This window comes from Saccharomonospora marina XMU15 (assembly GCF_000244955.1).
GTDB classification, from domain to species: domain Bacteria; phylum Actinomycetota; class Actinomycetes; order Mycobacteriales; family Pseudonocardiaceae; genus Saccharomonospora_A; species Saccharomonospora_A marina.
Genome location: NZ_CM001439.1, coordinates 3281096 through 3305441 on the forward strand (window position 1 = coordinate 3281096; position 24346 = coordinate 3305441).

Genomic DNA, 24346 nt, shown 5'->3' on the forward strand with positions numbered 1-24346 from the left:
GCGTGCCCAAGCGTGCCCACGCCGACACGTCCACTTCCGTCCGTACTCGGCCGCACGTCGGCGAGATCGCAGCCTGTCCGAAAGAGATCGAAAACAGCGATGAACCACACGCTCATCGGCGCACGCACGGTGCGACCGTCACCAGCTCAGCTCCTCACCACAGCCGCTCGCTGCCCAACACCGGCTACCGTGGTCGGCAACACGCCCGTGTTGTGGGTCGGGGAGGCATTCACCGGCTCCAGCCGCGGATTCTGGGCGAAACTGGAGGGCGCCAACCCCGGTGGCATGAAGGACCGCCCGGCCCTGCACATGGTGTCCAAGGCCAGGCAACGCGGCGAGCTCGCGCCGGGCGCGCTGATCGTCGAATCCACCAGCGGCACGCTCGGCCTCGGGCTGGCGCTGGCGGGCATCGTCCACTCCCACCCCGTCACCCTGGTCACCGATCCCGGGATGGAGCCGATCGTGCGGCACATGCTGGCCGCGTACGGAGCCAGGGTCGAACTGGTGGCGGCTGCGCATCCGGTCGGCGGTTGGCAGCAAGCCAGGCGAGAACGGGTCCGGCAACTACTGGAGAGCTCCCCGGGCTCCTGGTGTCCGGACCAGTACGAGAATCCAGACAATGTGGACGGTTACGCGGCACTGGCGATGGAGCTGATCGCCCAGCTGGGCCGGGTGGACGTGCTCGTGTGCTCGGTGGGCACGGGCGGCCACTCGGCGGGCATCGCGCGGGTACTACGCGAGTTCTGCCCACACCTTCGCCTCGTCGGCGTGGACACGGTGGGCTCCACGATCTTCGGTCAACCCGCCGCGCCACGGCTGATGCGCGGGCTGGGATCGAGCATCCACCCGCGCAACGTCGACTACCCGGCCTTCGACGAGGTGCACTGGGTCGCCCCGAGGGAAGCCGTCTGGGCATGCCGAAGGCTCGCCGCCACCCACCACGCCTGCGGAGGCTGGAGTGTGGGCGCCGTCGCGCTCGTCGCGCGCTGGCTCGCCCGGCGTTGTGATCCGGACACCAGGATCGCCGCGGTGTTCCCCGACGGGCCGTACCGCTACTTCGACACCGTCTACAACGACAGCTACTGCGCCGAACACGGTCTGCTCACGACCGAACCACCGTCCGAACCGGACACTCTCGCCTGCCCGTGGGAGCGCGCCGTCGACCGCTGGACCCGGTGCACCCGGATCACCGACCCGACCGCGACCCGAGGGGCCCGGGCATGAAGACACTCGCCAGCCGGTTCGCCACGTTCGACCGGCCGAGCAAACTGTTGATGATCAACCAGTTCGGCATCAACGTGGGCTTCTACATGCTGATGCCCTACCTCGCCGGCTACCTGGCGGGCCCGCTCGGCCTCGCCACCTGGGCCATCGGCCTGGTGCTGGGCGTGCGCAACTTCTCGCAACAGGGCATGTTCCTGCTCGGCGGGACACTGGCCGACCGGTTCGGCTGCAAGCCGCTGATAGTCGCCGGATGCCTGTTGCGGACCGGCGGGTTCGCCCTGCTGGCCGTCGCGGACACCCTGCCCGCGCTGGTGGTCGCCTCCGCCGCGACCGGGTTCGCCGGGGCGCTGTTCAACCCCGCGGTGCGCGCATACCTCGCCGCCGACGCGGGTGAGCGAAGGGTGGAGGCGTTCGCGCTGTTCAACACCTTCTACCAGGGCGGCATCCTGCTCGGCCCGCTGTTCGGGCTCGCGCTGACCGCACTCGACTTCCGGGTCACCTGCCTGGTGGGGGCCGTGGTGTTCGCCGCGCTGACGGTCCTGCAACTGCGGTCACTTCCCCGGCAGGATGTGGCGGCCTCGACGGCTCGCGGCTCGGTGCTTTCGCAGTGGCGCACCGTCCTCGGCAACCGCCCGTTCCTGCTGTTCGGCCTGGCCATGATCGGCTCCTACGTGCTGTCGTTCCAGGTGTACCTGGCGCTGCCGCTGCAGGTGCGTGCCGTCGCGGGCTCGGGAACGGTCGGCACCGCGCTGGTGACCTCGCTGTTCGTCGTGTCGGGCGCGGTCGCCGTCTTCGGGCAACTGCGGGTGACCCAATGGTTCGGCAGGCGATACGGGCCCGCTCGAAGCATCGTCGCCGGGATGGCGCTGCTGTCCGGCGCGTTCGTGCCGTTGCTGCTGGTGCCGGACGGCGACGTGCTCGGTCCCGTACCCGCCGTGGCGGCCGTACTGCTGTCGGCGGCCCTGCTGGCGCTCGGCACCGTCGCGGTGTTCCCCTTCGAGATGGACACCATCGTGCGGCTGTCGGGCGAGCGGCTCGTCGCCACTCACTACGGCTGCTACAACACGGTCGTCGGAGTCGGCATCATGCTCGGCAACCTGTTCACCGGCACGATCTTCGACCTGACCAGGCAGGCTGGAGTGCCGCAGCTCGTCTGGGCCGGGCTGATCCTCATCGGCGCCGGTTGCGTGCTCGCGCTGGCCGGCCTCGAGCGGAGCTGGAAGCTGGCGGCGGCTCCCGATGCGAATCCGGCCGCGACGAACTGAACGGCCCTTGCCGCCGCGCGCCCGCCGGGTCAGGACCGCGCGGCTTCCTCCTCGATCTCCCGCACCGCCGCCCGCAGCTCCGGCAGGTGCCTGCGGGCGGCCTCCTTGGCCGACATCACCCGTAGTCGCCAGGTCAGGTTGACGCACCCGAGCACCTGTCCCGCCACCCGCAGCGGCACGGCGATGGAGTTGCGGCCGTCGTCGGACTCGGCGCGCGGCCTGCCGTAGTCGCCGCCGAAGTCCGGCGCGCGCACGCTGTACCCGCGCCGCCGCGTCTGCTCGACGATGCGCCGCACCCGCTCGCCGTCGTGAGCGAGTTCGTGGCCTGCAACGTCCCGCTCGCGGAGCCTGCGCAGCACCGCTTCACGTTCCTCGTCCGCGCAGAAGGCGAGGTAGGCCCGGCCCGAGGCCGAACGCAGCATGTTGACGCGAAACCCGACCGGCTTCGCCATGACGTCGTCGAAGTAGGCAAGCGGGCTGTTGGTCTCGATCGTCTCCATGTAATCGAGCCGCGGCACGCTCAACACCGACGGCCACCTGGTCTGTTCGCACAGCCGTTTCAGAACCGGCGAGGCGATTTCCACCAGCCACTCGGCGTCGTCTATCTTGGCCCGGCGCTGCTGGATGTGACTCGGCAGGAACGCACCGTCGGCCATCCGCTGCCACACCAGGCCCTCGCGGTGGCAGGTGTGCAGAATGCGGGTCAGCGAGGCCTTCGGGATCCCGGTGGCCAGGTGCAGGTCGTGCAGGCTGGCGGCACGCATCTCCTGCAGCACCCGCAGCACCCGCAGGCCGCGCGCCAGCGAACGCACGGGCTTGACCCGATACTCCCGCATCGCGACGCTCCCTCCGGAATTTTCACGCTGCGAAAAACTAGCAGGAAAGTGTTGCCCCGGTCACCGACTCTTGGCGACCGTTACCAGGTGAGACTCAGTGCTGAGGTGGCCGAGGGCGAGCTGCTGTGGGAACCGGACCAGGCATGGCGCGACCGCACGCACCTGACCGCCTACCTGCGGTGGCTGGAACGTGAACGTGGGTTGCGTTTCGCCGACTACGCGGCGCTGTGGGAGTGGTCGGTGTCGGACCTACCCGCGTTCTGGCAGTCGATCTGGGACTACTTCGGCGTGCGTGCGTCGGCACCGGCGCGGTGCGTCCTCGCGGATCGCTCGATGCCGGGGGCGCGATGGTTTCCCGGCGCGGAGCTGAACTACGCCGAGCACGCCCTTTCCGGGGAGCACCGCGGCGGTGCCGCCGTGCTGTGGGCGGGCGAGCACACGCCGCTGGGTGCGATGTCGTGGCAGCAGTTCGCGGGCGCGGTGCGCGTGCTGGCCACCCGACTTCGTGAGCTGGGTGTGCGCCCCGGTGACCGGGTGGTGGCCTACCTGCCGAACATCCCGCACACGCTCATCGCCATGCTGGCGACCACCAGCATCGGCGCGGTGTGGGCCGCCTGCTCACCCGACTTCGGCGCGACCGGCGCGCTCGACCGGTTCGGCCAACTCGAGCCGACCGTGCTGTTCGCCGTCGACGGCTACCGCTACGGCGGCGTCGAGCGCGACCGCCGCGACGAGGTCCGCGCGCTCGCGCGTGCGCTGCCGGGGTTACGGCACGTCGTGTCGGTGCGCTACCTGTACCCCGACCAACCCGTGCCCGCGGACACCCTCGACTGGGAACGGCTGCTCGACCACCCCGGCGTCGGCGCGGAGGAGTTCAGCTTCGAGCAGGTTCCGTTCGACCATCCACTGTGGATACTGTTCTCCTCCGGCACCACGGGCCCGCCGAAGGCGATCGTGCACGGGCACGGCGGCATCCTGCTCGAGCAGTTGAAGCTGCACCACTTCCACATGGATCTGCACGAGGGCGACCGGTTGTTCTTCTACAGCACCACCGGTTGGATGATGTGGAACTTCCTGGCGAGCTCGTTGCTGGCGGGTGCCGTTCCGGTGCTCTACGACGGCAGCCCCACCCATCCGGACGTCGACGTGCTGTGGCGGCTCGCCGAGGAGGCCGAGGTCAGCTGCTTCGGGGCAAGTCCCTCCTATGTAGACCTGATTGACCGGGCGGGGCTGGCCCCGGGTGAGCGGTTCGAGCTGACCGCGCTGCGCACCGTGGTACCCGCCGGGTCGCCGGTCTCGGCGGAGTGCACGGCGTGGTTCTACCGCAACGTCAAACGCCGGTTGTGGGTCGCCACCGGCAGCGGGGGCACCGACTGCTGCACCGGGTTCGTCGGCGGGGTGCCGACACTGCCGGTGCGCGCGGGCGAGATCCAGGCGCGCTCCCTGGGCGTGGCCGCCCACGCCTTCGACGACAGCGGCAGGCCGGTGACCGGCCAGGTCGGCGAGCTCGTGCTCACCGAGCCGTTGCCCTCCATGCCGGTGCGGTTCTGGGGCGACGACGACGGCAGCCGCTACCGGGCCTCGTACTTCGAACACTTCCCCGGCGTGTGGCGCCACGGTGACTTCTTCCTGGTGAACGAGCGGGGTGGCTGCTTCGTCCTCGGCCGCTCCGACGCCACCCTGAACCGCCACGGTGTGCGCATCGGCACGGCGGAGATCTATCGGGCGCTGGACGAGCTGGCCGAGATCGACAATGCTCTTGTGGTGAACCTGCACCGCCCCGGCGGCGGGTTCCACATGCCGCTGTTCGTCACGCTGACGGAGGGCACCGTGCTGGATGACGCGTTACGCGCGAAGATCAACGACCAACTCCGGCACACCCGTACCCCCCGCCACGTTCCCGACGAGATCGTGGCCGTTCCCGCGATCCCCATGACGATCTCCGGCAAGAAGCTGGAGATCCCCGTCCGCCGCATCCTGCAGGGCGAACCGGTGGAGCAGGTGGCCGACCGCTCCGCCCTGGCAGATCCCTCCGCGCTGGACGCGTTCGTCGAGTACGCCCGTAACCAACCCAACTGATCGCCGAAGGGAAGACCTATGAACAAGGCAGGCGCATTCCCGTTGCCCTCGCAGATCGGTGACGTGCCGGGCGCGGAGAACTGGCGGTCGATGTACCCCTACTTCACCCGCTTCCAGCCGGAGGACGACCAGCGGTTCTGGTTCTACAACTCGATGCACTTCCCCGAGCCGCTGTCCGCCTTCGACGCCATCACCGCCGAGGTGCCCTACACCGCGATCGGCGCCAACACGGCGAGGGTGTTCGCCTTCCCCACCACGCTCGGCATCGAACACCGCATCGTCAACGGCCGCGTGTACATCACGGCCAACCCCGTGCTCGATCCCGACGAGATCGCCAGACGCAACGAGGTCTTCACCGAGCGGGCAGGCTACTACTACGCCAACTGGGACCGGCTGTTCGGCGAGTGGAAGGACCGCATCACCGACCTGATCGACCAGATCGAGTCCATCAAGGTGCCCACCCTGCCCGAGTTCGACGACACCGAAGTGGTGACGCAGGCCCGCGGCATCGCGCAGAACCACTACGTGCGCGAGAACTACCACCGCTGCATCGACCTGTTCTCCAAGATGTGGCACCACCACACCGAGTTCCTCATGCTCGGCTACGGCGCCTACGTGGTGTTCTTCGAGTTCTGCAAGCAGGCCTTCCCCGAGATCCCCGACCAGACGGTGGCGCGCATGGTGGCGGGCATCGACGTGGTGATGTACCGGCCGGACGACGAGTTGAAGCGGCTGGCCGCACTCGCCGTCGAGGTCGGCGTCGACGACCTGTTCGTGGAGGGATGCGACCCGGCGAAGGTGCTCGACGCGCTCGGCAACCGGGGCGAGGGCGGTGCGCGCTGGCTCGCCGCGCTGGAGGAAGCCAAGCGGCCGTGGTTCAACGTCTCCACCGGAGACGGCTTCTACCACCACCACCGAAGCTGGAACGACGACCTCACGGTGCCCTTCGCCGCGCTCCCCCGCTACGTGGAGCTGGCTCGCAAGGGCGAGTTGCGGTCCAGACCCACCGAGCAACTCAAGCAGGAACGCGAGCGCATCGCGGCCGAATACCGCGACCTGCTGGGCAGCGACGAGGAAAGGGCCGCGTTCGACCAGATGCTCGGCCTGTGCCGGGTCGTGTTCCCCTACGTCGAGGACCACAAGTTCTACTGCGAGCACTGGTTCACCACGCAGTTCTTCGACCGCATCCGCGACTTCGGAAAGCTGCTGTGCGACAACGGCGTCCTCGACTCCGCCGAGGACATCTTCCAGCTGCACCACAACGAGATCGACTCCGCACTCGCCGACGTCATGCTCGCCTGGTCCAGCGGCGGCAAACCGCGAGGCGGCGACCACTTCAAACCGATCGTCGCGCAGCGCAAGCGGATGCTGGAGGCGCTGCGCGAGTGGTCGCCGCCACCGGCGCTCGGGCCGGTGCCGGAGGCGCTCAACGACCCCGCGGTGAAGATGCTGTGGGGCATCACCAGCGAGACGATCGAAGCCTGGGCGCGAGCCGACGACGACGACGCGGTGAGCGGGTACGCGGCCGCACCTGGTGTCGTGGAGGGTGTCGCGCGGGTGCTGATGAGCGTCAACGACATCGGTCAGGTCCGCGAGGGCGAGGTCCTGGTGTGCCCGGTGACGGCGCCGAGCTGGGGCCCGGTGTTCGGCAAGATCGCCGCCGCCGTGTCCGACATCGGCGGCACCATGTCCCACGCCGCGATCGTCGCAAGGGAGTACGGCATGCCGGCGGTGGTCGGCACCGGCAACGCCACGAAGAAGCTTCGCACCGGGCAGCGCGTTCGCGTGGACGGCGATCGAGGGATCGTGACCGTCCTCGAGGACGGTGCGGCGTGAGCGGCGGCACCGACCACACCCGCTACGTCGCCGAGTTCATGCGGCTGGGCAAGCACGACGTGGACCGGGCGGGCGGCAAGGGTGCCGGGCTGGGCGAGCTGACCAGAGCAGGCGCCAAGGTACCTCCGGGTTGCGTGGTCACCACGGCGGCGTTCGAACTGGCCGTGGACGACTCTGTTCGTGCCACGGCCCGGCGGCTGGCAGCGGGAGACGTCGACGACACCACCGCACTGGCCGACGCCGCGGCGAAGCTGCGGCGGCGGGTGGAGTCGGCGCCGCTGCCTCCGCCGGTGCGCGAGGCGATCGGGCGGCACTACCGGGAACTGGACGCGGGTCCGGTGGCGGTGCGCTCCAGCGCCACCGCGGAGGACGGTGCCGACGCCAGCTTCGCGGGCCTGCAGGACACCTACCTGTGGGTGCGCGGCGAGCAGGCGGTGTGCGACGCCGTGCGGCGGTGCTGGGCGAGCCTGTACAGCGCGGAGTCGCTGACCTACCGCGGCCGCCGCGGGCTGCCGGAGGACGGGTTGTCGATGGCCGTGGTGGTGCAGCGGATGGTGGAGCCGAAGGCGGCGGGGGTGATGTTCACCCGCAGCCCGCTCACCGGCGACCGCTCGGTGATCGCCGTGGAGGGCTGTTGGGGGCTGGGGTCGGCGCTGGTGAGCGGCGACGTCACCCCGGACAGCTTCGTGGTGAACAAGGTGACCGGCGAGGTACTGAGCCGGTCGGTGCCCGCCAAGCTCCGGCTTCACCGGATGGACCCCTCCGGCAGCGGCGTGCTCGCCGACGACGTGCCTGCCGAGTTGCGCGAGGTGCCGTGCCTTTCCGACGGCGAGATCGGGGAACTGGTCCGCCTCGGCAGGGCGATCGAGCGGCATTTCGGCTGCCCGCAGGACATCGAGTGGGCCATCACCGAAGCGGGCGAGGTGTTCCTGCTGCAGAGCAGGCCGGAAACGGTATGGGCTGCCAGGGAGCAGCCGCCGGTCGCGGTCCCCAAGGCCCGCGCGTTCGACCACGTGCTCGACCTGCTCGGGGGTGGCGCGTGAATCCGGGCAACCTGACCGACGAGGACGTGCGCGACATCCTCGAACTCATCGACAGCACCACCGTAGCTGAGCTGCACCTGCGCACCTCGCGGTTCAGTCTCAGTCTGCGCCGCGACGGCGGGGGCTGGACGCGGACCACGACGGTGCACGCCGACGCGGCCGAAGGTGAGCAGGCCCAGCGGCACGAGCGGGGCGATGCCGAGCAGGTGCCGCCCGGTCTGGTGCCGGTGCGGGCGCCGCTGCCCGGCACGTTCTACCGCGCGCCCAAGCCGGGCGCCGCACCGTTCGTCGAGGTGGGCGACCGCGTCGAGGACACCACGGTGGTCGGCATCGTCGAGACGATGAAGCTGATGAACTCCGTGGTCGCGGGCACGGCGGGCACGGTCGCCGAGATCCGGCTCGGCAACGCCGAATCCGCCGCGCAGGGTGCCGTGCTCGTCCTGATCGATCCGGACGGCTCATGACGGCGGCGCGGCACCGGACCGAGACGGGCACCGCGGCGACCGCGCGGCCACTGCGGCGCGTCCTCGTCGCCAACCGGGGAGAGATCGCCGCGAGGATCATCCGCACCTGCCGTCGACTCGGGATCGAGGCGGTGCTCGCGGTCTCGGACACCGACGCCGATTCACTGCCCGCGCGGCTGGCCGACGCGACCGTTCGGCTCGGCCCGCCGCCGTCGTCGGCCAGCTACCTCGACGTGTCGGCCGTCGTGTCGGCCGCCGTCGCCTGCGGCGCGCAGGCGGTGCACCCCGGGTACGGCTTCCTCTCGGAGAACCAGCGGCTCGCGCGGGCGTGCGGCGACGCGGGGATCGTCTTCGTCGGTGCCACGCCCGCTCAACTCGCCGCGGTCGGTGACAAGCTGCGGGCCCGGGGGCACGCCGAAGCCGCGGGTATCCCGGTGGTGCCGGGCGGCGAGTCGACCGAGTCGGCCGATGCGGCCGAACTCGCCGAACGCATCGGCTTTCCGCTGCTGGTGAAAGCGGTCGGCGGCGGTGGCGGCCGCGGGATGAAGCGGGTCACCGACCCCGCGGAACTGCGCTCGACCGTGGAGCTGGCGATGTCGGAGGCGCAGGCCGCGTTCGGCGACCCGCGCGTGTACCTGGAACGGTTCATCGCCTCGGGGCGGCACGTGGAGGTGCAGTTGCTCGGCGACGGTGAGCGGGTGGTGCACCTCGGCACCAGGGACTGCTCGGTGCAGCGGCGCTACCAGAAGCTCATCGAGGAGGCGCCCGCCCCCATGCTGGACGAGCAGCTGCGCGAGGAGATGCACCGCGCCGCCGTGCGATTCGGACAGCGGCTGGGCTACCGCGGGCTGGGCACCGTGGAGTTCCTGGTGGACACCCGGCGGCGGAGTTTCCACTTCCTCGAGATGAACGCGCGTATCCAGGTGGAGCATCCGGTGACCGAGGCCGTCACCGGCATCGACCTTGTCGCCGAGCAGCTCGCGGTGGCCGAGGGCCACCCGCTGCGGTTGACCCAGGCCGAGGTGGCACCGCGCGGGCACGCGATCGAGTGCCGGATCAACGCCGAGGACTGGACCAACGACTTCCTACCGCATCCTGGCACCGTCAGCCACGCCGAATGGCCCGCGGGAGAGGGAATCCGCGTCGACACCCACGTGCAGGCGGGTTCGCAGGTGCCGCCGTTCTACGATTCGCTGCTGGCCAAGCTGATCGTGCACGCGCCCACCCGCGCGGCCGCGGTGCGACGGCTGCGCGACGCCCTCGCGCGCTGCCGGGTCGAGGGTGTGCGCACGACGACCGGGCTGCACGAGGCCGTGGTGGCGGACCGGGCGTTCGTCGCGGGCGGTGTGGACACCGCCTGGTTCGGCCGCTTCCTGGCGGGGATGGGCCATGGCTGAGCTGCGGATCGTCGACGTGTCGCTGCGGGACGGCAACCAGAGCCTGTGGGGCGCGACCGGGCTGAACACCGGCCGCATCCTGCAGATCGCGCCGTTGCTGGACCGGATCGGGTTCCACGCGCTGGACTACACCTCAAGCACGCACATGGGCGTCGCGGTGCGCACCTTCAAGGAAGATCCCTGGGAACGCATCCGCCTCACCCGCGAGGCGATGCCCAACACACCGTTGCAGTTCATCGGCACCGGGTTCCGGTTCATCTCGTGGGAAAGCGTGCACCCGGAGCTGATGCGGCTGGCCTACGACCGGCTCGTCGCGTGCGGTATCGGCCGGTTCGTGGTGCTCGACCCGATGCACGACATCGACGCCATGCGGCGCACGGCGAGCATGATCCGGGCGGCGGGCGCCGAGGAGATCATGGGTGCGCTGGTCTACACCGTCAGCGACGCGCACGACGACCAGCTCTACGCCAACCTGGCCAAGCAACTGGCCGAGACGCCCGAGATCGACCGCGTGTACATCAAGGACCCTGCCGGACTGCTCACCCCGGAACGGGCACGCACGTTGATCCCCTCGGTGCGGGCGCGGCTGGGCGGCAAGCCGCTGGAGCTGCACTCCCACTGCACCCTGGGGCTGTCGCAACTGAGCTATCTCGCCGCGGCCGAACTCGGCGTCGAGGTGCTGCACGTGGCGTGCGGACCGCTGGCCAACGGCTCCTCCCTTCCCGACGCCCAGCGCACCGTCGCCAACCTGCGCGAGCTGGGGCACACCGTCGACCTCGACGACCGGCTGCTGGACAGGGCGGCCGACTACTTCCACCGGATGGCCGCCGCCGAGGGCCTGCCCGCCGGGGCGCCGCAACAGTTCGACGCCGCCTTCCTGCGGCACCAGATCGCGGGCGGGGTGCTGACCACCACCCTGCGGCAGCTGCGTGAACTCGGCCTGCAGGACCGCTTCGACGCGGTGATCGACGAGGTCGACCGGGTCAGGGCCGAACTCGGCTACCCGATCATGGTGACGCCGTTCCCGCAGATGGTGTGCTCGCAGGCGCTGTACAACGTGATCGGGCGCCGGCGCTGGGAAACGGTGTCCGACCAGGTCATCCGCTACGCCCTCGGCAGCTTCGGCAGGCCGACGACCCCGATCGATCCCGACGTGGCCGACCGGATCCATTCGCTGCCGAGAACCAGGGAACTCGCCGCCGAACCACCACCGCCGACACCGCAGGAGTTGCGCCGCACCTTCGGCAGCCGCATCAGCGACGAGGAACTGCTGTTGCGGGCGACGATGCCGGGCGAACAGGTCGACGCCATGGTGGCGGCGGGCCCGGCGAAACGGCACTACAACCCCGACCTGGCGCCGGTGCTGCGGCTGCTGCGCGAACTCGCGAGCAGGCCCAGCGTGCCCGACCTCGTCGTCGACAAACCCGACTTCCACCTGGAGTTGCGCGGTGAGCACAGCTGAAAGCGAACTGGACCGGGTCAAGGGATTCCTGTTCGACCTCGACGGCACGCTGGTACTCGGCGACCGCCGCAACAACGGGCTACGCCCGCTGCCCGGCGCGCTGGAGCTGATCGACTGGCTGCGCAGGCGGGAAGTCCCGTTCGTGGTGTTCACCAACGGCACCACGCGCACCGCGGGCGGCTACGCGAAGCTGCTCGCCGAACTCGGCTTCGGGTTCGGCGACGACGAGGTGCTCACTCCCGCCAGCAGCGCGGTCGAGGTGTTGCTGCGACGCGGGCAGCGGCGAGTGGTCGTGCTCGGCGGCGACGGGCTGGCCGACCCGCTTCGCGACGCGGGCATCGAGGTGCTGCCGCCTCGTGGCAGGCCCACCGCCGACGCGGTGCTGGTCGGCTGGTACCGGGAGTTCACGATGGACACCGTCGAAGCCGCCTGCCACGCGGTGTGGCAGGGGGCGAGCCTGTACAGCGCTTCGCAGTCGGTGTTCTTCGCCAGCGCGGACGGCAAGGCGCTGGGCACCTCCCGGTTGCTCTGCGCGGCGATCAGCAGTGTCACCGGGGCTCGGGTGACGGTCGTCGGCAAGCCCTCGGCCCACGCGCTCCGTGCGGCCTGTCACCGGCTGGGACTGCCCGCCCGCGCGGTGGCGGTGGTCGGCGACGACCCGATGCTGGAGACGCCCATGGCTCGCAGGGGCGGCGCGGTGGCCATCGCGGTGGACACCGGGGTCTCCGGCGGCGAGGAGTACGCCGACCTTCCGCCTGGCAGGCGACCGCACCTGCGGCTGCCCGGCGTGCAGCGGCTGCTTTCGATCCTTCGCGCCCGAAGCTGAGTGGAGTCGGCGCGGTTTCACCGAAGTCGACGAGTCGCTTTCCGCTATCGGCGCGCACCGAACGCAAAAGGGGCGTGCCGAGTCGGCACCTGGTGTCGGGTACACTCCGCGCAGGCGATGGGCAATTCGGATTCGTTCATTCTCAGCTGAAACAGGAGGACTGGTGGCGCAGCGGGTTGTTGTCTCCCTCGTGGACGATCTGGACGGTTCCGAGGCCGACGAGACCATCCAGTTCGGCCTGGACGGCGTGAGCTACGAGATCGACCTATCCTCGGAGAATGCCGAGGAGTTGCGCGAGGCACTGGCCCACTACATCGCTCACGCGCGTAAGGCGGGTGGCCGTAAGCGTGCCCCGTCGCGGCGTTCCAACGGGAAAGCGTCGAGTCGCTCCTCCTCCGCCGAGCGGGAACAGAATCAGGCAATTCGCGCCTGGGCCCGCAAGAACGGATACGCCATTTCCGATCGAGGCCGTATTCCTTCCGAGGTCACCGACGCATACCACAAAGCCCGCTGACCGAAGAAGTCGCTGGGCACAGCCGGAAAGCGCCTCGTCGTGCCGTCCGGGCACGACGTTCGGTCGTGAAACGTTCGGTTGTGAAGCCGCGCACGAGGTCGGCGGCGACCGGGCGGGTGTGCCCTTAGAGTGAACGTGTGAGCACAGACTGCCTGTTCTGCGGCATCGTGGCCCGCACCGTGCCCGCGACCGTGGTACACGAGACCGACACCGTGCTGGCGTTCGCCGACATCGACCCGCAGGCGCCGAGCCACCTGCTGGTCATCCCCAAGGAGCACTACCCCGACGCCGCCACCATGGCCGCGGCCGACCCGCGCCTCGCCGGTGAGGTGCTGGCCGCCGCGGCCGAGGCCGCCAAGGCCGCGGCCATCGACAGCACCGGATACCGCCTCGTGTTCAACACCGGGGCCGACGCCAACCAGACGGTGTTCCACGCACACTGCCATGTGCTCGGCGGGCGCCGTATGTCGTGGCCACCGGGCTGAGACCTGCGACGGGAAGAACAGATGATCGACATCGCCGACCAGCTCAGCGCCACCTACCGGGAGGTTCGGGCGGCCTCCGCCGCGGGCGAGGCGGTCAGCGTGCTGCTGCGCAGGCGCTTCCCCGCCGCCGTCCAGGACATCTGGCGGGCGGTCACCGAACCCGACGAGCTCGCCCGCTGGTTTTCCGGCGTCACCGCCGACCTGCGTCCCGGTGGCTACTTCAAGGTCGAGGGCGAGACCGACGGCGAGATCCTCGAATGCGAACGCCCGCACCTGCTGCGGCTGTCGTGGGGCGACGAGCACAATGTCGTCGAGGTGCGACTCGCCGCCGACGAGGCCTGCGGTGAAGCCGGGGGCGCGGCCACGATCGTCGAGTTGGTGCACGCGGCGGACCCCGCCGTCGCGGACTGCCTGCGCAGCGGGCCTGCCTGGGATGTGGCGTTCCTGGCTCTGGAGCGCCACATCCGCGCCCAGCCGATGGGTGATCCCGCCACGTGGCGTTCCTCGCAGCAGGTCCAGACCTTTTGCCAGCATTCGGTGAGTGCCTGGGCGAAGGCCACCGAAGCGGCCGGAGCGGCGGGCGAGGAGCAGCTCGGCGCGGCCGCCGCGGCGGCGCTGCGGCGGTTCGCCCCCGACCTCACCGGCTGAGCCCGCGCGATCCTCGGCGACCGCCGGGTCAGCGGTTCACTGCGCCAGCCAACCAGCGGGATCGGCGAGCAGGCCAGAGGTCACCACGGCCGCCGCCGCGCGAGCCACCGCGTCGCCGCCCAGCTGGGAGGCACGCACTCGCGCCGCCGCTGCCGGACAGCACTGGGCCAGTGCCGCGCGTACCTCCTCGGCGAAGGGCTCGCCGAGCGCGCCCAGCCTGCCGCCGAGCACCACCTCGCCGGGTTCCAGCAACGCGACCGGGCCACCGAGCGCGCGGCCGAGCGCGCGGGCCGCCGTGCGGGCGGCCGCGACGGCCGCCGGGTCGCCCGACGCGAGCAACCCCGGCAGTGGCCCTTCGCCGCCGCACAACCTCGACGTGGCGACGGTGCTCGATCCGGCTGCCCGCAGCATCGCCCGGTAACCCGCCACCGTCTCCAGGCAGCCCCGCCCGCCGCACGAGCAGCGTGGCCCGCCGCGCCGGACCCGCAGGTGGGCCAGGTCGCCCGGTGACTGCTTCGCGGCCGCAACGCCCGTGGCTGCGGTGAGCACGCAGGCGCCGAGACCGAGTTCACCACCCACGTAGAGCAGCGGCTGCTGCCGCGTCGCGGCACCGAACCAGGTTTCGGCCAGGGCCGCGAGCTGGTGGGAGCCGTACACGCTCACCGCGATCCCGCCGCCGAGCACCGCCAGCCGGTCACCGAGCAGGCAGGCCAGATCGATGTCCTGCCACCCCAGTTCCACCGAGTTCACCACCGACGAGTCGACGATCCGACCCGGCACCGCGGCAACCACTCCGGCGACGACGTTGCCGGTGGTTTCGGCGGTGCGCAGCAGGCGTCGCAGCACCACCTCGGCGGCTCTGCCCGCGAGCGCAGGGTCGCCTCGCAGGTCGTCGGCACGGCGGACGGCACGGTCACGCACCCGCCCGGTGAGGTCCACCAGGCATCCGGCGACGTGGTCCGCCTCGAACTGCAGCCCGATTCCAGCCGGGCCGAGCGAGTTCAGCACCAGGTCGGTGGCGGGCCTGCCTGGCCCCCTCGCCCGGCCGGTACCCAGCTCCCGCAGCAGCGCACCGTCGAGCAGCTCCCCGGCGAGCTGGGTGACCGTGGTCTTGGTGAGGCCGCTGTGCCGAGCCAGCCCGGCCCGCGACACCGGGCCGAGCCTGGCCACGAGTTCCGCGACGAGGGCCAGGTTGTGCTCGTGCTGCCGCACCGGCCGTGCCGGGATCCCGCGCTCCACGCCGCCTCCCAGATATTAGTAAGTCCACTAGACTATCAAACCCTAGCCAGCATGGCCCGGGTTCGGATAGACATGCGCCACGACGTCCCCCCGACGCGCCCACCCGAGGGCGGAGAGGACCAGCGCATCATGGCCGATGTCCGCTTCCAGCAAGCCTCCCGAATCTTTCCCGGCACCCCACCGGTACGGGCGGTGGACGGGCTCTCCCTCGACATCGCCGACGGCGAGTTCCTCGTGCTCGTGGGACCGTCCGGCTCCGGCAAATCCACGGCCCTGCGCATGCTCGCGGGCCTGGAGGACGTCGACGAGGGCGTGATCACCATCGGCGGTCGCGACGTCACGGCGGTGTCGCCGAAGAACCGCGACATCGCGATGGTTTTCCAGTCCTACGCGCTGTATCCGCACATGACGGTCGCGGAGAACATGGGCTTCGCGTTGAAGATCAAGCGCATCGGCAAGGCGGAGATCGCCAGGCGGGTCGAGGAGGCCGCACGCCTGCTGGATCTCACCGACTACCTCAACCGCAAGCCAAAAGCGCTTTCCGGCGGCCAGCGCCAACGCGTGGCCATGGGAAGGGCGATCGTGCGCGAGCCCGCGGTGTTCCTCATGGACGAGCCGCTGTCCAATCTGGATGCCAAGCTGCGGGTGGAGACGCGCGCCAACATCACGGCACTGCAGGCGAGGCTCGGCACCACCACGGTGTACGTCACACACGACCAGATCGAGGCCATGACGATGGGCCACCGGGTGGCGGTGCTCAAGGACGGCGTGCTGCAGCAGTGCGACACACCGCGCGTGCTCTACGACCGGCCCGCCAACGTGTTCGTGGCCGGGTTCATCGGCTCGCCCGCGATGAACCTCACCACCGCGGCTCTCACCGACGCCGGCGCCCAACTCGACGGCCTTACGGTGCCGTTGGACAGGAAACTGCTCGCCGGTGAGCGGGCCGCCGGACTGCGGGAGGTCACCGTCGGTATCCGGCCGGAGTCGCTGCGCCCTGCCTCGGCGGCGGAACCGGCCATGGAACTGCGGGTGGAGCTGGTCGAGGTGCTCGGCTCCGACGCCTACGTGTACGGGAAGGTGGACGTGGGCGGCAGCCAGGAGCGCTTCATCGTGCGCACCGACGCGCACTCGACGCCGTCCTTCGGCGAGGTCCTGCGGGTGACACTGCGTGACCCCGAGGCCGCTCACACCTTCGACCCCAACACCGGCGAGCGACTGGACTGATCCCAGGGTCACGGCCCGTTTCGGGGTTGGCCTCCACGTCACCGGGGTTACCAGTGCGGGCAGCCGGTTCGCGCGCACCGGCTGCCCGCACGCTGGGACCCGCCGGATACTTTCCCCGCGCCCGGCGAGTGCCCCTCCCGCGGCCGGACCCCGTCACGTTCGCCCGTCCTGACCGCGGAACTGGCGGGCGAACGTCTCCAATGTGGCTGGCAGGGCCCGCCGGACAGCAGGGTCGAAAGCCCCCAATTCACGCGGCCGTCGCCCTGTCCGAACCTGTCACGGTCGAGCCTGTGGGCGGTATGTCCGAAATGCGTTCGGTCGACGCGTAGCAGCCCGGGCAGACCAACCACTCGTCGCGAACGGCCACCAGCGTCGCCTCGCACGGGTCGCAGCAGGTGGCGCAACGAAACTCGATGGGCGCCTCGATGCTGAAGAGATCGGCTTCCGGCCGCACCGGATACGAAGCGAGCACCCGCACCTGGGTACCGTCCGCCAGCGCGATATGTCGGGTCGGCTCCACCTGGACACGTACCGGGCCTGTCGCTGTCACCATCGCTTCCGGCACCGTGCTCATAGTCCGGGCATACCCTGATGGGTGGCATGCAAACAGTGACAAAGGAATAGGTCTAGTACACCCGAATGGACCAATGCAGGACTTGCGGTGTGAACGCTCAGTCCAACATTCGCCGTAGCTGATGGAGAAACGGGCGTTGCGCGGCCACGATCTTGTCTCCCGCGACGTCGAACCCGAACCAGCCGACCCGGTCGACCTCCGGAAACGACCGGACCCGGCCCGAGCCCTTCGGCCACTCCAGCTCGAACGTGCCCGGCACCACGGCAGCGGGGTCGAGGTCGCCCTCCACTGCCCACACCCTCACCAGCTTGCCGCTGCCCTGCCGGACCTCCCCCAGGTCCATCGGCCGCCCTCCCGGCACGGGAAGACCGAGTTCCTCGCGGAACTCCCGCCGGGCCGCGGCCAGTGGCTCCTCGGTGTCGTCGTACTCCCCCTTGGGCACCGACCAGGCACCGGCGTCGCGGCGCGCCCAGAACGGTCCACCCATGTGGCCGAGCAGCACCTCCGGCCGTTCACCGCTCGTGCGGTACAGCAGTATCCCGGCGCTGCGTTTGCCGCGGTTGGTCGCCACCTTCGGAACTGTCCTCCTCGGGACGGGTGTTCAGGTCACCCGGCAGGGTGGGAAGCCTGCTGCCCTGGTAGCGCGGGCGACGGGGCGCGCCGTCGTCGGCGTCGGGCGCCAGCCGCTGCCTGACCTCAACGTAGTAGCCGTCGGCGCTGCGCTGCACCACACCCGCGTGCACACCTCGCTCGAGCACGTCGGTGTCGAACCGCTGCAGCCGCAGGCACGACCGGTAGGCGATCAGGAAGGCCAGCGGCGGCAGCGCGAACAGCGCCATGCGAAGCGCCCACACGAACCCCTCGATCGGGATCTTGAACAGGAACGCGATGACGTCGTCGGAGCCCGCGACCATCAGCACCATGAAGAAGGTCAGCGCCATCGTGCCCGTTGCGGTGCGCACCGGCGCGTCCCTCGGCCGCTGCAGCAGGTGATGCTTGCGGTAGTCCTTGGTGAACCTGCGTTCCAGGAACGGATACGCCGCGAGCAGCAGGAACAACGTGGCGGGCAGCACAACGGCAGGCCAGAACGCCGCTGCGATCGAGTGGCCACCCACCGTGATCCGCCAGGAGGGAAACAGCCGCAGCGCGCCCTCGACGAAGATCAGGTACCAGTCGGGCTGGGCGTTGAGCGAACTGTGCGAGGCGAGATACGGTCCGTAGTTGAAGACCGGGTTGATCTGGAAGAACCCGCCGAGCAGCACCATGATCGCGGTCACACCGGTTGCGAGGCCGGTGCTCTTCATCGCGAACGCGGGCACCGTCCGGGTGCCGACCGCATTGCTCTCGCGCTTCCTCCTGCCGGGGAACTGGGTGTGCTCCTGGTACCACACCGACGCCAGATGAACGGCTACCAGCGCGAGGATCAGCCCCGGGATCAGGAAGACATGCAACGTGAAGAACCGCGGCACGAAGATGTCGCCGGGAAACTCGCCCCCGAACATCATCCAGTGCAGCCACGTCCCCACCAGCGGAATGCTCAGCACGATCCCCGATGCGATGCGTACCCCCTGGCCGGACAGCAGATCGTCGGGCATCGAGTAACCGAGGAAGCCCTCCAGGATGGCCAGCGCGAGCAGGAACACGCCGATCAGCCAGTTCAGCTCCCTGGGCTTTCGGTAGGCGCCGGTGAAGAAGATGCGCCCCATGTGGGTCACGATCGCGGCCACGAATATCAGCGCGGCCCAGTGGTGCACCTGCCGCACCAGCAAGCCGCCCCTGACCTCGAACGAGATGTCCAGCGACGTCGCGTAGGCGCGGGAGAACTCCAGCCCCTGCAGGAACGTGTAGGAGCCCCGGTAGGTGGTCTCGGTCAGCGACGGATCGAAGAACAACGCCAGGTAGGTGCCCGACACCACCAGCACCACGAAGCTGTACAGCGCCAGCTCACCGAACAGGAAGGTGAAATGCTCGGGAAACACCTTGTTCAGCCGGGGCCGCAGCGCCTTGGCCAGGTGGAACCGGGTGTCCATGGCCCCCATGGCGCGCGTGGCCCTACCGGCCCGTTCCGCTGTGCTCATGGTGTCCGCTGCTCCTCCCTGCTGATCCAGCGCCACGTCACGCCGACAGCGGCGAACCCGACAGGCAGCATCGCGACGATCATGGCGATCCCACCCGCCGAGTCGCCTTTGAGCACGAGGTAGACGGCGGCGAGGTCCAGCGAAGGCCCGGCAAGGAACAGGTAGACGCTGCGGCCCGCGTCGCTGCACCCGTTCCCGGGTTCCAGCACCGGCAACCAGAACACCACCGCGCCCGCGAGCAGCAGCAGGTGCAGCCCGGCCTCCGCGAGCGCCGAAACCTGTCGCTGCTCGAGGAACACCGTGATCGCGCCGTGCAGCAGCACGAAGCCGACGAGGGTGGGCAGCGCGGGCGCGGGCACCCGGTGCCACGCCACGGTGCGCCGCCCGGCGAGCACGATCAGCGGAGCCAGCACCGACACCAGCAGGCCCATCGCCGCCATGTGCACCACCTGCCCGGTCACCGCCGTTGCCTCCTCGACGATCGCAGCGAGCGCGCGGCGGTGACCGCGGCGAACACCGAGGCGACCGCCTTCACCGGCCGGGTCAGCGCAGGCGACGCCCTGGTGCGCTCGGCGGGCAGCGTGGGCACCGTGGTGGCGGCAGGGCTCGTCCCCAGTGGCAGGCGCTCCTTCGACAGCCGGTAGGCGGCCGCGATCAGCGGCAGCCCCGCGAACACCGCGAACCAGTACCCGTAGACGAAGGACAGGCCGATCAGAATCACGGCCAGCGCTACGAAGCCCGACGAAAGGCTGGCGGTGGCCAGCCGCACGCCACGGCTCGTCCAGCCCACGGTGCGCGCCACCAGCCACACCACGACGCCGAACAGCGTGATGACGGCGACACCGGCGCCGTACATGCCGATGAACAGCGCGTTCTCACCGTAGGGCAGCATCACCAGCACCAGCACCGCGTTCAGCGCCGCCCAGCCGAAGACCACCAGTACCGCCTTCACCGCGTGCCTTCCTTGCGCAGGTCCAGCAGCGGGGTGAAGCTGCGGATGGGCGGGATCGGGTGGTCGGCGTCGAAGTTGTGCGGAGGCGGCGGCGAGGACGTCGCCCACTCCAGAGTGTGTGCACGCCAGGGGTTGTCCGACGCGACTCGCTTGCGGCGGGCGAGCGAGAGCACGATGTTCAGCGCGAACGCCAGCATGCCCAGCCCCAGCAGCCCGGAGCCGATGGTGGCGATGAGGTTGCCGCTACCGAAGCCGTCGGTGGGCAGGTAGGTGGCGACCCTGCGGGGCATCCCGGCCACACCGAGCCAAAACATCGGCAGGAAGGTGACGTTGGTGCCCGCCACCATGAGCCAGAAGTGCGCGTGGCCCAGTCCCTTGCCCAGCAGCACGCCGGTGGCCTTGGGGAACCAGAAGTAGAACCCGGCGAACAGCCCGAACAGGCTGCCCGCCACCAGGGTGTAGTGGAAGTGGGCGACCACGAAGTAGCTGTCCTGCATCTGGTAGTCCACCACCGGGGTGCCCACCATGATCCCGGTGAGCCCGCCGACGAGGAACTGCGGGATGAACGCCAGCGCGAACAGCATCGGCACGCCCAGCCGCAGCTTCGCCCCGATGATCGTGCCGAGCATCGCCAGGTACTCGATACCGGCCGGAACGAGCAGCATGATCGAGGTCAGCGAGTAGTAGTTGTCGGCGACCTGGCCCGTGGTGAACATGTGGTGGCCCCACACGCTCATCGACAGCGCCGCGAACGCCAGCAGTGACAGCACCGTGGCCTTGTAGCCGAAGAACCTGCGGCCCGCGAACGTCGACAGCACCTCGGCGACCGCGCCGACGAACGGGAAGAACATCACGTAGACCACGGGGTGCCCGTAGAACCAGAACAGGTGCTGGTAGCCGATGTTGAACACGTTCTGGGTGAACAACTCCGAGGCGGTCCTGCCGACCGCGATCATTCCCAGGGCGATCAGCAGCGAAGGGAAGGCGGCGAGCACCATCAGGTTCGTCGCCACCATCGACCAGCTGAACACCGGGATGCGCAGCATCGTCATGCCGGGAGTGCGTTTCAGCAACACCGTCCACAGCACGGTGGCCGCCATGAGCATCGTTCCCACCGTCGCGGCGAACGTGCCCAGCAGCCACAGGTCGGTGCCGAATCCCGGGGAGAAGCGTGCGGTGGACAGCGGGGTGTAGGCGGTCCAGCCTTCCTTGGCGGCGCCGCCGGTGGTGACGAACCCGGCGAGGATCGTCACGGCGCCACCCGCGTACAGCCAGTAGCCCAGCATCGTCAGCCGTGGCGCCGCCACGGCGGGCGCGCCCACCTGCAACGGCACCAGGTACAACCCGAACGCCACGGCGAGTGGCGTGATCACCAGATAGATCATTCCCGAGCCGTGGATGGTGAACAGCTGGTTGTACAGGTCGTTGCTCAGCAAGCCCAGTTCCGGCTGGGCGAGTTGAGCGCGCATCACCAGCGCCAGCGCCCCCATCCCGAACATCAGCAGCAAGGCGGTGCCGATGGTGAGCAGCGCGATCCGCTTGTGGTCGGTCGTCGCGACCCATGACCGCGACGGCGAAGGAGACGGCGCCTGCCCGGTGACCGTGTCGAGCTCGGCGGTCATACGGCCGATCCCTGCTGCAGCCACTGCTGATACTCCTGGGGTGACACGGCGCGCACGTTGAAGTGCATGGCCGGGTGGTGCTCACCGCAGAACTCCGCGCAGCGCCCAAGCCAGCGACCCTCCCGGTCGAACTCCATCGTCAAGGTGTTGGTGTGGTCGGGATAGGCGTCCAGCTTCACGGCCAGGTCGGGAATCCACAGCGCGTGCACCACGTCGCTGGAGGTGAGCTTGAGCTCCACCGGCCTGCCTGTCGGCACCACCAGCGTCGGCAATCCCTCGTCGCCTTCGCGGCAGGTTCCGGTGACGGACCTGCCGGTGTCGGCGTAGTCGAACTGCCAGCACCACTGGAACGCCGTGACATCCACCCTGATCGCCCCCGGCCGGTTGCTCACGTGGTAGCCGGTCTCGCCGGTGCGCACCTCCTGATGCGCCGAGGCGGTCACGTAGACGATCACCCCTGCCGTTCCCGCCAGCAGCAGCGCGTAGACCCCCTCCACCACCGGGCGGCTGTCCTTGCGCCTGCGGTCGGGCGAGCGCCGCCTCGACACCGCTAGCGTGCCGAGCAACGTGAGCGCTATCAGGCCGAACACCACCGAGGCCACGACGGCCTCCCACGACAGGGTCCGCTGGAAAACCTCGAGGAAGCTCACGAACCCTCCCGCAGCCGCTGCCGTTGCGGAACGACCGTGTACTTCGGATCGTCCGCCGAAACGATCCCCGCCTCGAAGACGCCCCACTTGGTCAGCGCGGACGCCACGAGCAGCCCCGCTCCCGACAGCGCTCTGCCCAACCTGCTCCGTCGTGAAAGGAACCCCCCTGCGGTTCCCGCCACGGCGAGCAGTTCACCAGCTTTCAGCAGCTTGCCCGACCTGCCCGAGCGGTAGGGCTCGGCCACCATCCCCAGCCGCCGCTCCATCAGCCTGGCGGCGCCGAGCTCGAGCCCGGTGCCGAACAACGCAAGGTTGCGGGCGGGCGTACTCGCCGTTTCACCATCGACCAGCAACCCCAGACCGCTCGCGGCGACCGCCGCCGAACCGGTGAACACGTAGGGCAGCTCCCGGTGGCCGTCGTGCCAGGCCGGCACCGCCGTGTCACCGACAAGCGCGGCGGTGTAGGAGGCGACCGCGGGGCCCAGCAGCGCCGCGCCCGCCGTCGCCGCGGCCCCCAGCTTCGGCAGCCGACCCGTCACCGCCGAAGCCGCCGAGACACCCGCCAGCGGGCCGTAGCCCGCCAGCAGCCACGAACCCAGGTTCATCGGTGAGGTCGGCTTGAACACCCGCAGCATGTTCACGAACCGCCCCGGTCTGCCGAGGTCGTGCACCAGCGCCCCCACCGACAGCGCGACGGCGCCGAGCGCGCCGGTCTTGGCCGCGGTCGCCACCCGGGTGTCGCCCCGCAGCTGCGAGCCCGCGGCGAGCAGCGACGAAGCTCCAGCGAGCCCGCCGAGGAACAGGTAGCCGGGGATGTCGGGCGACTTCCACACCGGTCCGTTGATCACCGGCTTGCCGTAGTAGGAGGTGAACTCGGGCTCCGGCACCACCGGCTGCTCCCCGCGCCTCCGCCTGCGACGTCCGGTGGCCACGCCGGTCATCGCCTCCCGGCCCGGCCGGGCCTGCTGCTGCGAGCTCATCGTCACCGTCCTTTCGCCGCGCCGAGGAAGGCTGCCGCCGCGCCCGCGGCCAGCGTCGCGGCCGCCGTGGCGACGTGCCGCCACATGGCGGGCAGATCCTTGGTCGTCACAACCGGATCGGGCGGGAAGCCGTAGACCTCCGGCTCGTCCAGCAGCAGGAAGAACGCGCCGTCGCCACCAACGCCGTCGTCGGGGTTCTCGCCGTAGAGCCTGGCGTCGGTCACCCCGGCCTCATGCAGTCGCTGCACCCGCTGCGCCGCGCGGTCGCGCAACTCGTCGAGCGGTCCGAACTGGATCGAGTCGGTGGGGCAGGCCTTGGCGCAGGCGGGCTCGAGCCCGTTGCCGAGCCGGTCGTAGCACAGCGTGCACTTCCACGCCCTGCCGTCGTCCTTGCGTTGGTCGATGACCCCGTACGGGCAGGCCGGGATGCAGTAGCCGCAGCCGTTGCAGATGTCCTCCTGCACCACGACCGTGCCGAACTCGGTGCGGAACAGCGATCCGGTCGGGCACACGTCGAGGCATGCCGCGTGGGTGCAGTGCTTGCACACGTCGGAGGCCATCAACCAGCGGAAGTCGCCGTCGCCGCCCCCGGCCGCGCCGGATGTGGTGGGTGTCATCGCGGCGTCCGGCGGCGCACTGCCCGAGCCGCGTTGGGCCATCGCGAGCACGTCGGTGTCGTGGTACATGCCCGGGTCCTGCGCGGCGAGCGGTTTACGCTGCTCGATGAAGGCCACGTGCCGCCAGGTGTCGGCGCCGAGCCCGACGGTGTTGTCGTAGGACATCCCCGTCAACTCCATGCCGTCCTCGGGCACGGCGTTCCATTCCTTGCAGGCGACCTCGCATGCCTTGCACCCGATGCACACGGTGGTGTCGGTGAAGAATCCCATCCTCGGCGGGTGGTCGGCGTAGCCGGCCTCGCCAGCCGGGTCGGTCGCGGTCGTCATG

The 24346-nt window shown here is 70.0% G+C and carries 24 protein-coding genes; 13 read left to right on the forward strand and 11 right to left on the reverse strand.

The features are described from left to right. The first annotated feature begins 99 nt into the window (after positions 1-99). Together SACMADRAFT_RS15445 and SACMADRAFT_RS15450 are read left to right on the forward strand one after the other, a co-directional pair. Positions 100-1224: a PLP-dependent cysteine synthase family protein gene (locus SACMADRAFT_RS15445; RefSeq protein WP_009154766.1), complete on the forward strand. Its 1125-nt coding sequence runs from the start codon at positions 100-102 to the stop codon at positions 1222-1224. Continuing rightward, a complete protein-coding gene (locus SACMADRAFT_RS15450) occupies positions 1221-2489 on the forward strand; it encodes an MFS transporter (protein WP_009154767.1) in 1269 nt (422 codons plus the stop codon). The genes SACMADRAFT_RS15445 and SACMADRAFT_RS15450 overlap by 4 nt, the downstream gene beginning before the upstream one ends. Before the next feature lie 29 nt (positions 2490-2518). On the opposite strand, the gene SACMADRAFT_RS15455 is transcribed toward SACMADRAFT_RS15450, so the two are convergent. Beyond that, positions 2519-3325 carry a helix-turn-helix domain-containing protein gene (locus tag SACMADRAFT_RS15455; protein ID WP_009154768.1) on the reverse strand — a complete coding sequence of 269 codons (807 nt, stop codon included), beginning with the start codon at positions 3323-3325 and terminating at the stop codon, positions 2519-2521. An 87-nt stretch (positions 3326-3412) separates the two neighbouring features. On the opposite strand from SACMADRAFT_RS15455, the gene SACMADRAFT_RS15460 reads away from it, so the two are divergent. The 10 genes from SACMADRAFT_RS15460 to SACMADRAFT_RS15505 all read left to right on the forward strand — a co-directional run bounded on the left by SACMADRAFT_RS15460 (position 3413) and on the right by SACMADRAFT_RS15505 (position 14079). Then, the gene (locus tag SACMADRAFT_RS15460; RefSeq protein ID WP_157617261.1) at positions 3413-5404 is read left to right on the forward strand and encodes an acetoacetate--CoA ligase; all 1992 of its coding nucleotides are present in this window, start codon (positions 3413-3415) and stop codon (positions 5402-5404) included. A gap of 18 nt (positions 5405-5422) precedes the next feature. Next, entirely contained in the window at positions 5423-7240 is a 1818-nt protein-coding gene (locus SACMADRAFT_RS15465) for a PEP-utilizing enzyme (protein ID WP_009154770.1), read from the forward strand. Further along, on the forward strand, positions 7237-8283 hold the full coding sequence (locus SACMADRAFT_RS15470; protein ID WP_009154771.1) for a PEP/pyruvate-binding domain-containing protein: 1047 nt from the start codon (positions 7237-7239) through the stop codon (positions 8281-8283). Before SACMADRAFT_RS15465 ends, SACMADRAFT_RS15470 begins: the two co-directional genes overlap by 4 nt. After that, complete coding sequence (locus SACMADRAFT_RS15475; RefSeq protein ID WP_009154772.1) at positions 8280-8747, forward strand: acetyl-CoA carboxylase biotin carboxyl carrier protein; 468 nt, start codon at positions 8280-8282, stop codon at positions 8745-8747. Before SACMADRAFT_RS15470 ends, SACMADRAFT_RS15475 begins: the two co-directional genes overlap by 4 nt. Beyond that, a complete protein-coding gene (locus SACMADRAFT_RS15480; protein WP_009154773.1) occupies positions 8744-10144 on the forward strand; it encodes an acetyl-CoA carboxylase biotin carboxylase subunit in 1401 nt (466 codons plus the stop codon). The genes SACMADRAFT_RS15475 and SACMADRAFT_RS15480 overlap by 4 nt, the downstream gene beginning before the upstream one ends. Continuing rightward, complete coding sequence (locus SACMADRAFT_RS15485; RefSeq protein ID WP_009154774.1) at positions 10137-11606, forward strand: biotin carboxyl carrier protein; 1470 nt, start codon at positions 10137-10139, stop codon at positions 11604-11606. The genes SACMADRAFT_RS15480 and SACMADRAFT_RS15485 overlap by 8 nt, the downstream gene beginning before the upstream one ends. Beyond that, positions 11593-12432 carry an HAD-IIA family hydrolase gene (locus SACMADRAFT_RS15490; protein WP_009154775.1) on the forward strand — a complete coding sequence of 280 codons (840 nt, stop codon included), beginning with the start codon at positions 11593-11595 and terminating at the stop codon, positions 12430-12432. The genes SACMADRAFT_RS15485 and SACMADRAFT_RS15490 overlap by 14 nt, the downstream gene beginning before the upstream one ends. 163 nt (positions 12433-12595) lie before the next feature. Beyond that, a complete protein-coding gene (locus tag SACMADRAFT_RS15495; protein ID WP_009154776.1) occupies positions 12596-12946 on the forward strand; it encodes a histone-like nucleoid-structuring protein Lsr2 in 351 nt (116 codons plus the stop codon). A 137-nt stretch (positions 12947-13083) separates the two neighbouring features. After that, positions 13084-13431 (forward strand): histidine triad nucleotide-binding protein, encoded by a 348-nt coding sequence (locus tag SACMADRAFT_RS15500; RefSeq protein ID WP_009154777.1) that lies wholly within the window; start codon positions 13084-13086, stop codon positions 13429-13431. Between the two features lie 21 nt (positions 13432-13452). After that, positions 13453-14079: an SRPBCC domain-containing protein gene (locus tag SACMADRAFT_RS15505; protein ID WP_009154778.1), complete on the forward strand. Its 627-nt coding sequence runs from the start codon at positions 13453-13455 to the stop codon at positions 14077-14079. Between the two features lie 36 nt (positions 14080-14115). Here the strand turns inward: SACMADRAFT_RS15505 and SACMADRAFT_RS15510 are convergent, their stop codons facing one another. After that, positions 14116-15318, reverse strand: coding sequence for an ROK family protein (locus SACMADRAFT_RS15510; protein ID WP_009154779.1), 1203 nt, complete (start codon positions 15316-15318; stop codon positions 14116-14118). 129 nt (positions 15319-15447) lie between these two features. On the opposite strand from SACMADRAFT_RS15510, the gene SACMADRAFT_RS15515 reads away from it, so the two are divergent. Then, positions 15448-16545: an ABC transporter ATP-binding protein gene (locus tag SACMADRAFT_RS15515; RefSeq protein ID WP_040925714.1), complete on the forward strand. Its 1098-nt coding sequence runs from the start codon at positions 15448-15450 to the stop codon at positions 16543-16545. 247 nt (positions 16546-16792) lie between these two features. Here SACMADRAFT_RS15515 and SACMADRAFT_RS15520 read toward each other — a convergent pair whose 3' ends face one another. The 9 genes from SACMADRAFT_RS15520 to SACMADRAFT_RS15560 form a co-directional block, all read right to left on the reverse strand. Further along, a complete protein-coding gene (locus SACMADRAFT_RS15520) occupies positions 16793-17119 on the reverse strand; it encodes an LIM domain-containing protein (protein WP_009154781.1) in 327 nt (108 codons plus the stop codon). A gap of 97 nt (positions 17120-17216) precedes the next feature. Beyond that, entirely contained in the window at positions 17217-17690 is a 474-nt protein-coding gene (locus tag SACMADRAFT_RS15525) for an NUDIX domain-containing protein (protein WP_009154782.1), read from the reverse strand. Further along, positions 17632-19197, reverse strand: a complete 1566-nt coding sequence (qcrB, locus tag SACMADRAFT_RS15530) for a cytochrome bc1 complex cytochrome b subunit (RefSeq protein ID WP_009154783.1) — start codon at positions 19195-19197, stop codon at positions 17632-17634. The genes SACMADRAFT_RS15525 and qcrB overlap by 59 nt, the downstream gene beginning before the upstream one ends. After that, positions 19194-19658: a hypothetical protein gene (locus tag SACMADRAFT_RS30415; RefSeq protein ID WP_009154784.1), complete on the reverse strand. Its 465-nt coding sequence runs from the start codon at positions 19656-19658 to the stop codon at positions 19194-19196. Before SACMADRAFT_RS30415 ends, qcrB begins: the two co-directional genes overlap by 4 nt. Then, entirely contained in the window at positions 19655-20149 is a 495-nt protein-coding gene (locus SACMADRAFT_RS15540; protein WP_040925715.1) for a hypothetical protein, read from the reverse strand. Before SACMADRAFT_RS15540 ends, SACMADRAFT_RS30415 begins: the two co-directional genes overlap by 4 nt. Further along, the gene (locus SACMADRAFT_RS15545; RefSeq protein ID WP_009154785.1) at positions 20146-21771 is read right to left on the reverse strand and encodes a cytochrome c oxidase subunit I; all 1626 of its coding nucleotides are present in this window, start codon (positions 21769-21771) and stop codon (positions 20146-20148) included. The genes SACMADRAFT_RS15540 and SACMADRAFT_RS15545 overlap by 4 nt, the downstream gene beginning before the upstream one ends. Next, on the reverse strand, positions 21768-22421 hold the full coding sequence (locus SACMADRAFT_RS15550; RefSeq protein ID WP_009154786.1) for a cytochrome c oxidase subunit II: 654 nt from the start codon (positions 22419-22421) through the stop codon (positions 21768-21770). Before SACMADRAFT_RS15550 ends, SACMADRAFT_RS15545 begins: the two co-directional genes overlap by 4 nt. Next, on the reverse strand, positions 22418-23401 hold the full coding sequence (gene nrfD / locus SACMADRAFT_RS15555; protein WP_009154787.1) for an NrfD/PsrC family molybdoenzyme membrane anchor subunit: 984 nt from the start codon (positions 23399-23401) through the stop codon (positions 22418-22420). The genes SACMADRAFT_RS15550 and nrfD overlap by 4 nt, the downstream gene beginning before the upstream one ends. 2 nt (positions 23402-23403) lie before the next feature. After that, entirely contained in the window at positions 23404-24345 is a 942-nt protein-coding gene (locus SACMADRAFT_RS15560; RefSeq protein WP_009154788.1) for a 4Fe-4S dicluster domain-containing protein, read from the reverse strand. Position 24346 lies beyond the last annotated feature (1 nt).

Bases quoted from the DNA above. Each gene is read 5' to 3' on its own strand.
- SACMADRAFT_RS15445 (WP_009154766.1), top strand. From the start codon at position 100: ATGAACCACACGCTCATCGGCGCACGCACGGTGCGACCGTCACCAGCT.
- SACMADRAFT_RS15450 (WP_009154767.1), top strand. From the start codon at position 1,221: ATGAAGACACTCGCCAGCCGGTTCGCCACGTTCGACCGGCCGAGCAAA.
- SACMADRAFT_RS15455 (WP_009154768.1), bottom strand. From the start codon at position 3,325: ATGCGGGAGTATCGGGTCAAGCCCGTGCGTTCGCTGGCGCGCGGCCTG.
- SACMADRAFT_RS15465 (WP_009154770.1), top strand. From the start codon at position 5,423: ATGAACAAGGCAGGCGCATTCCCGTTGCCCTCGCAGATCGGTGACGTG.
- SACMADRAFT_RS15480 (WP_009154773.1), top strand. From the start codon at position 8,744: ATGACGGCGGCGCGGCACCGGACCGAGACGGGCACCGCGGCGACCGCG.
- SACMADRAFT_RS15485 (WP_009154774.1), top strand. From the start codon at position 10,137: ATGGCTGAGCTGCGGATCGTCGACGTGTCGCTGCGGGACGGCAACCAG.
- SACMADRAFT_RS15505 (WP_009154778.1), top strand. From the start codon at position 13,453: ATGATCGACATCGCCGACCAGCTCAGCGCCACCTACCGGGAGGTTCGG.
- SACMADRAFT_RS15515 (WP_040925714.1), top strand. From the start codon at position 15,448: ATGGCCGATGTCCGCTTCCAGCAAGCCTCCCGAATCTTTCCCGGCACC.
- SACMADRAFT_RS15520 (WP_009154781.1), bottom strand. From the start codon at position 17,119: ATGAGCACGGTGCCGGAAGCGATGGTGACAGCGACAGGCCCGGTACGT.
- qcrB (WP_009154783.1), bottom strand. From the start codon at position 19,197: ATGAGCACAGCGGAACGGGCCGGTAGGGCCACGCGCGCCATGGGGGCC.
- SACMADRAFT_RS15545 (WP_009154785.1), bottom strand. From the start codon at position 21,771: ATGACCGCCGAGCTCGACACGGTCACCGGGCAGGCGCCGTCTCCTTCG.
- nrfD (WP_009154787.1), bottom strand. From the start codon at position 23,401: ATGAGCTCGCAGCAGCAGGCCCGGCCGGGCCGGGAGGCGATGACCGGC.
- SACMADRAFT_RS15560 (WP_009154788.1), bottom strand. From the start codon at position 24,345: ATGACGACCGCGACCGACCCGGCTGGCGAGGCCGGCTACGCCGACCAC.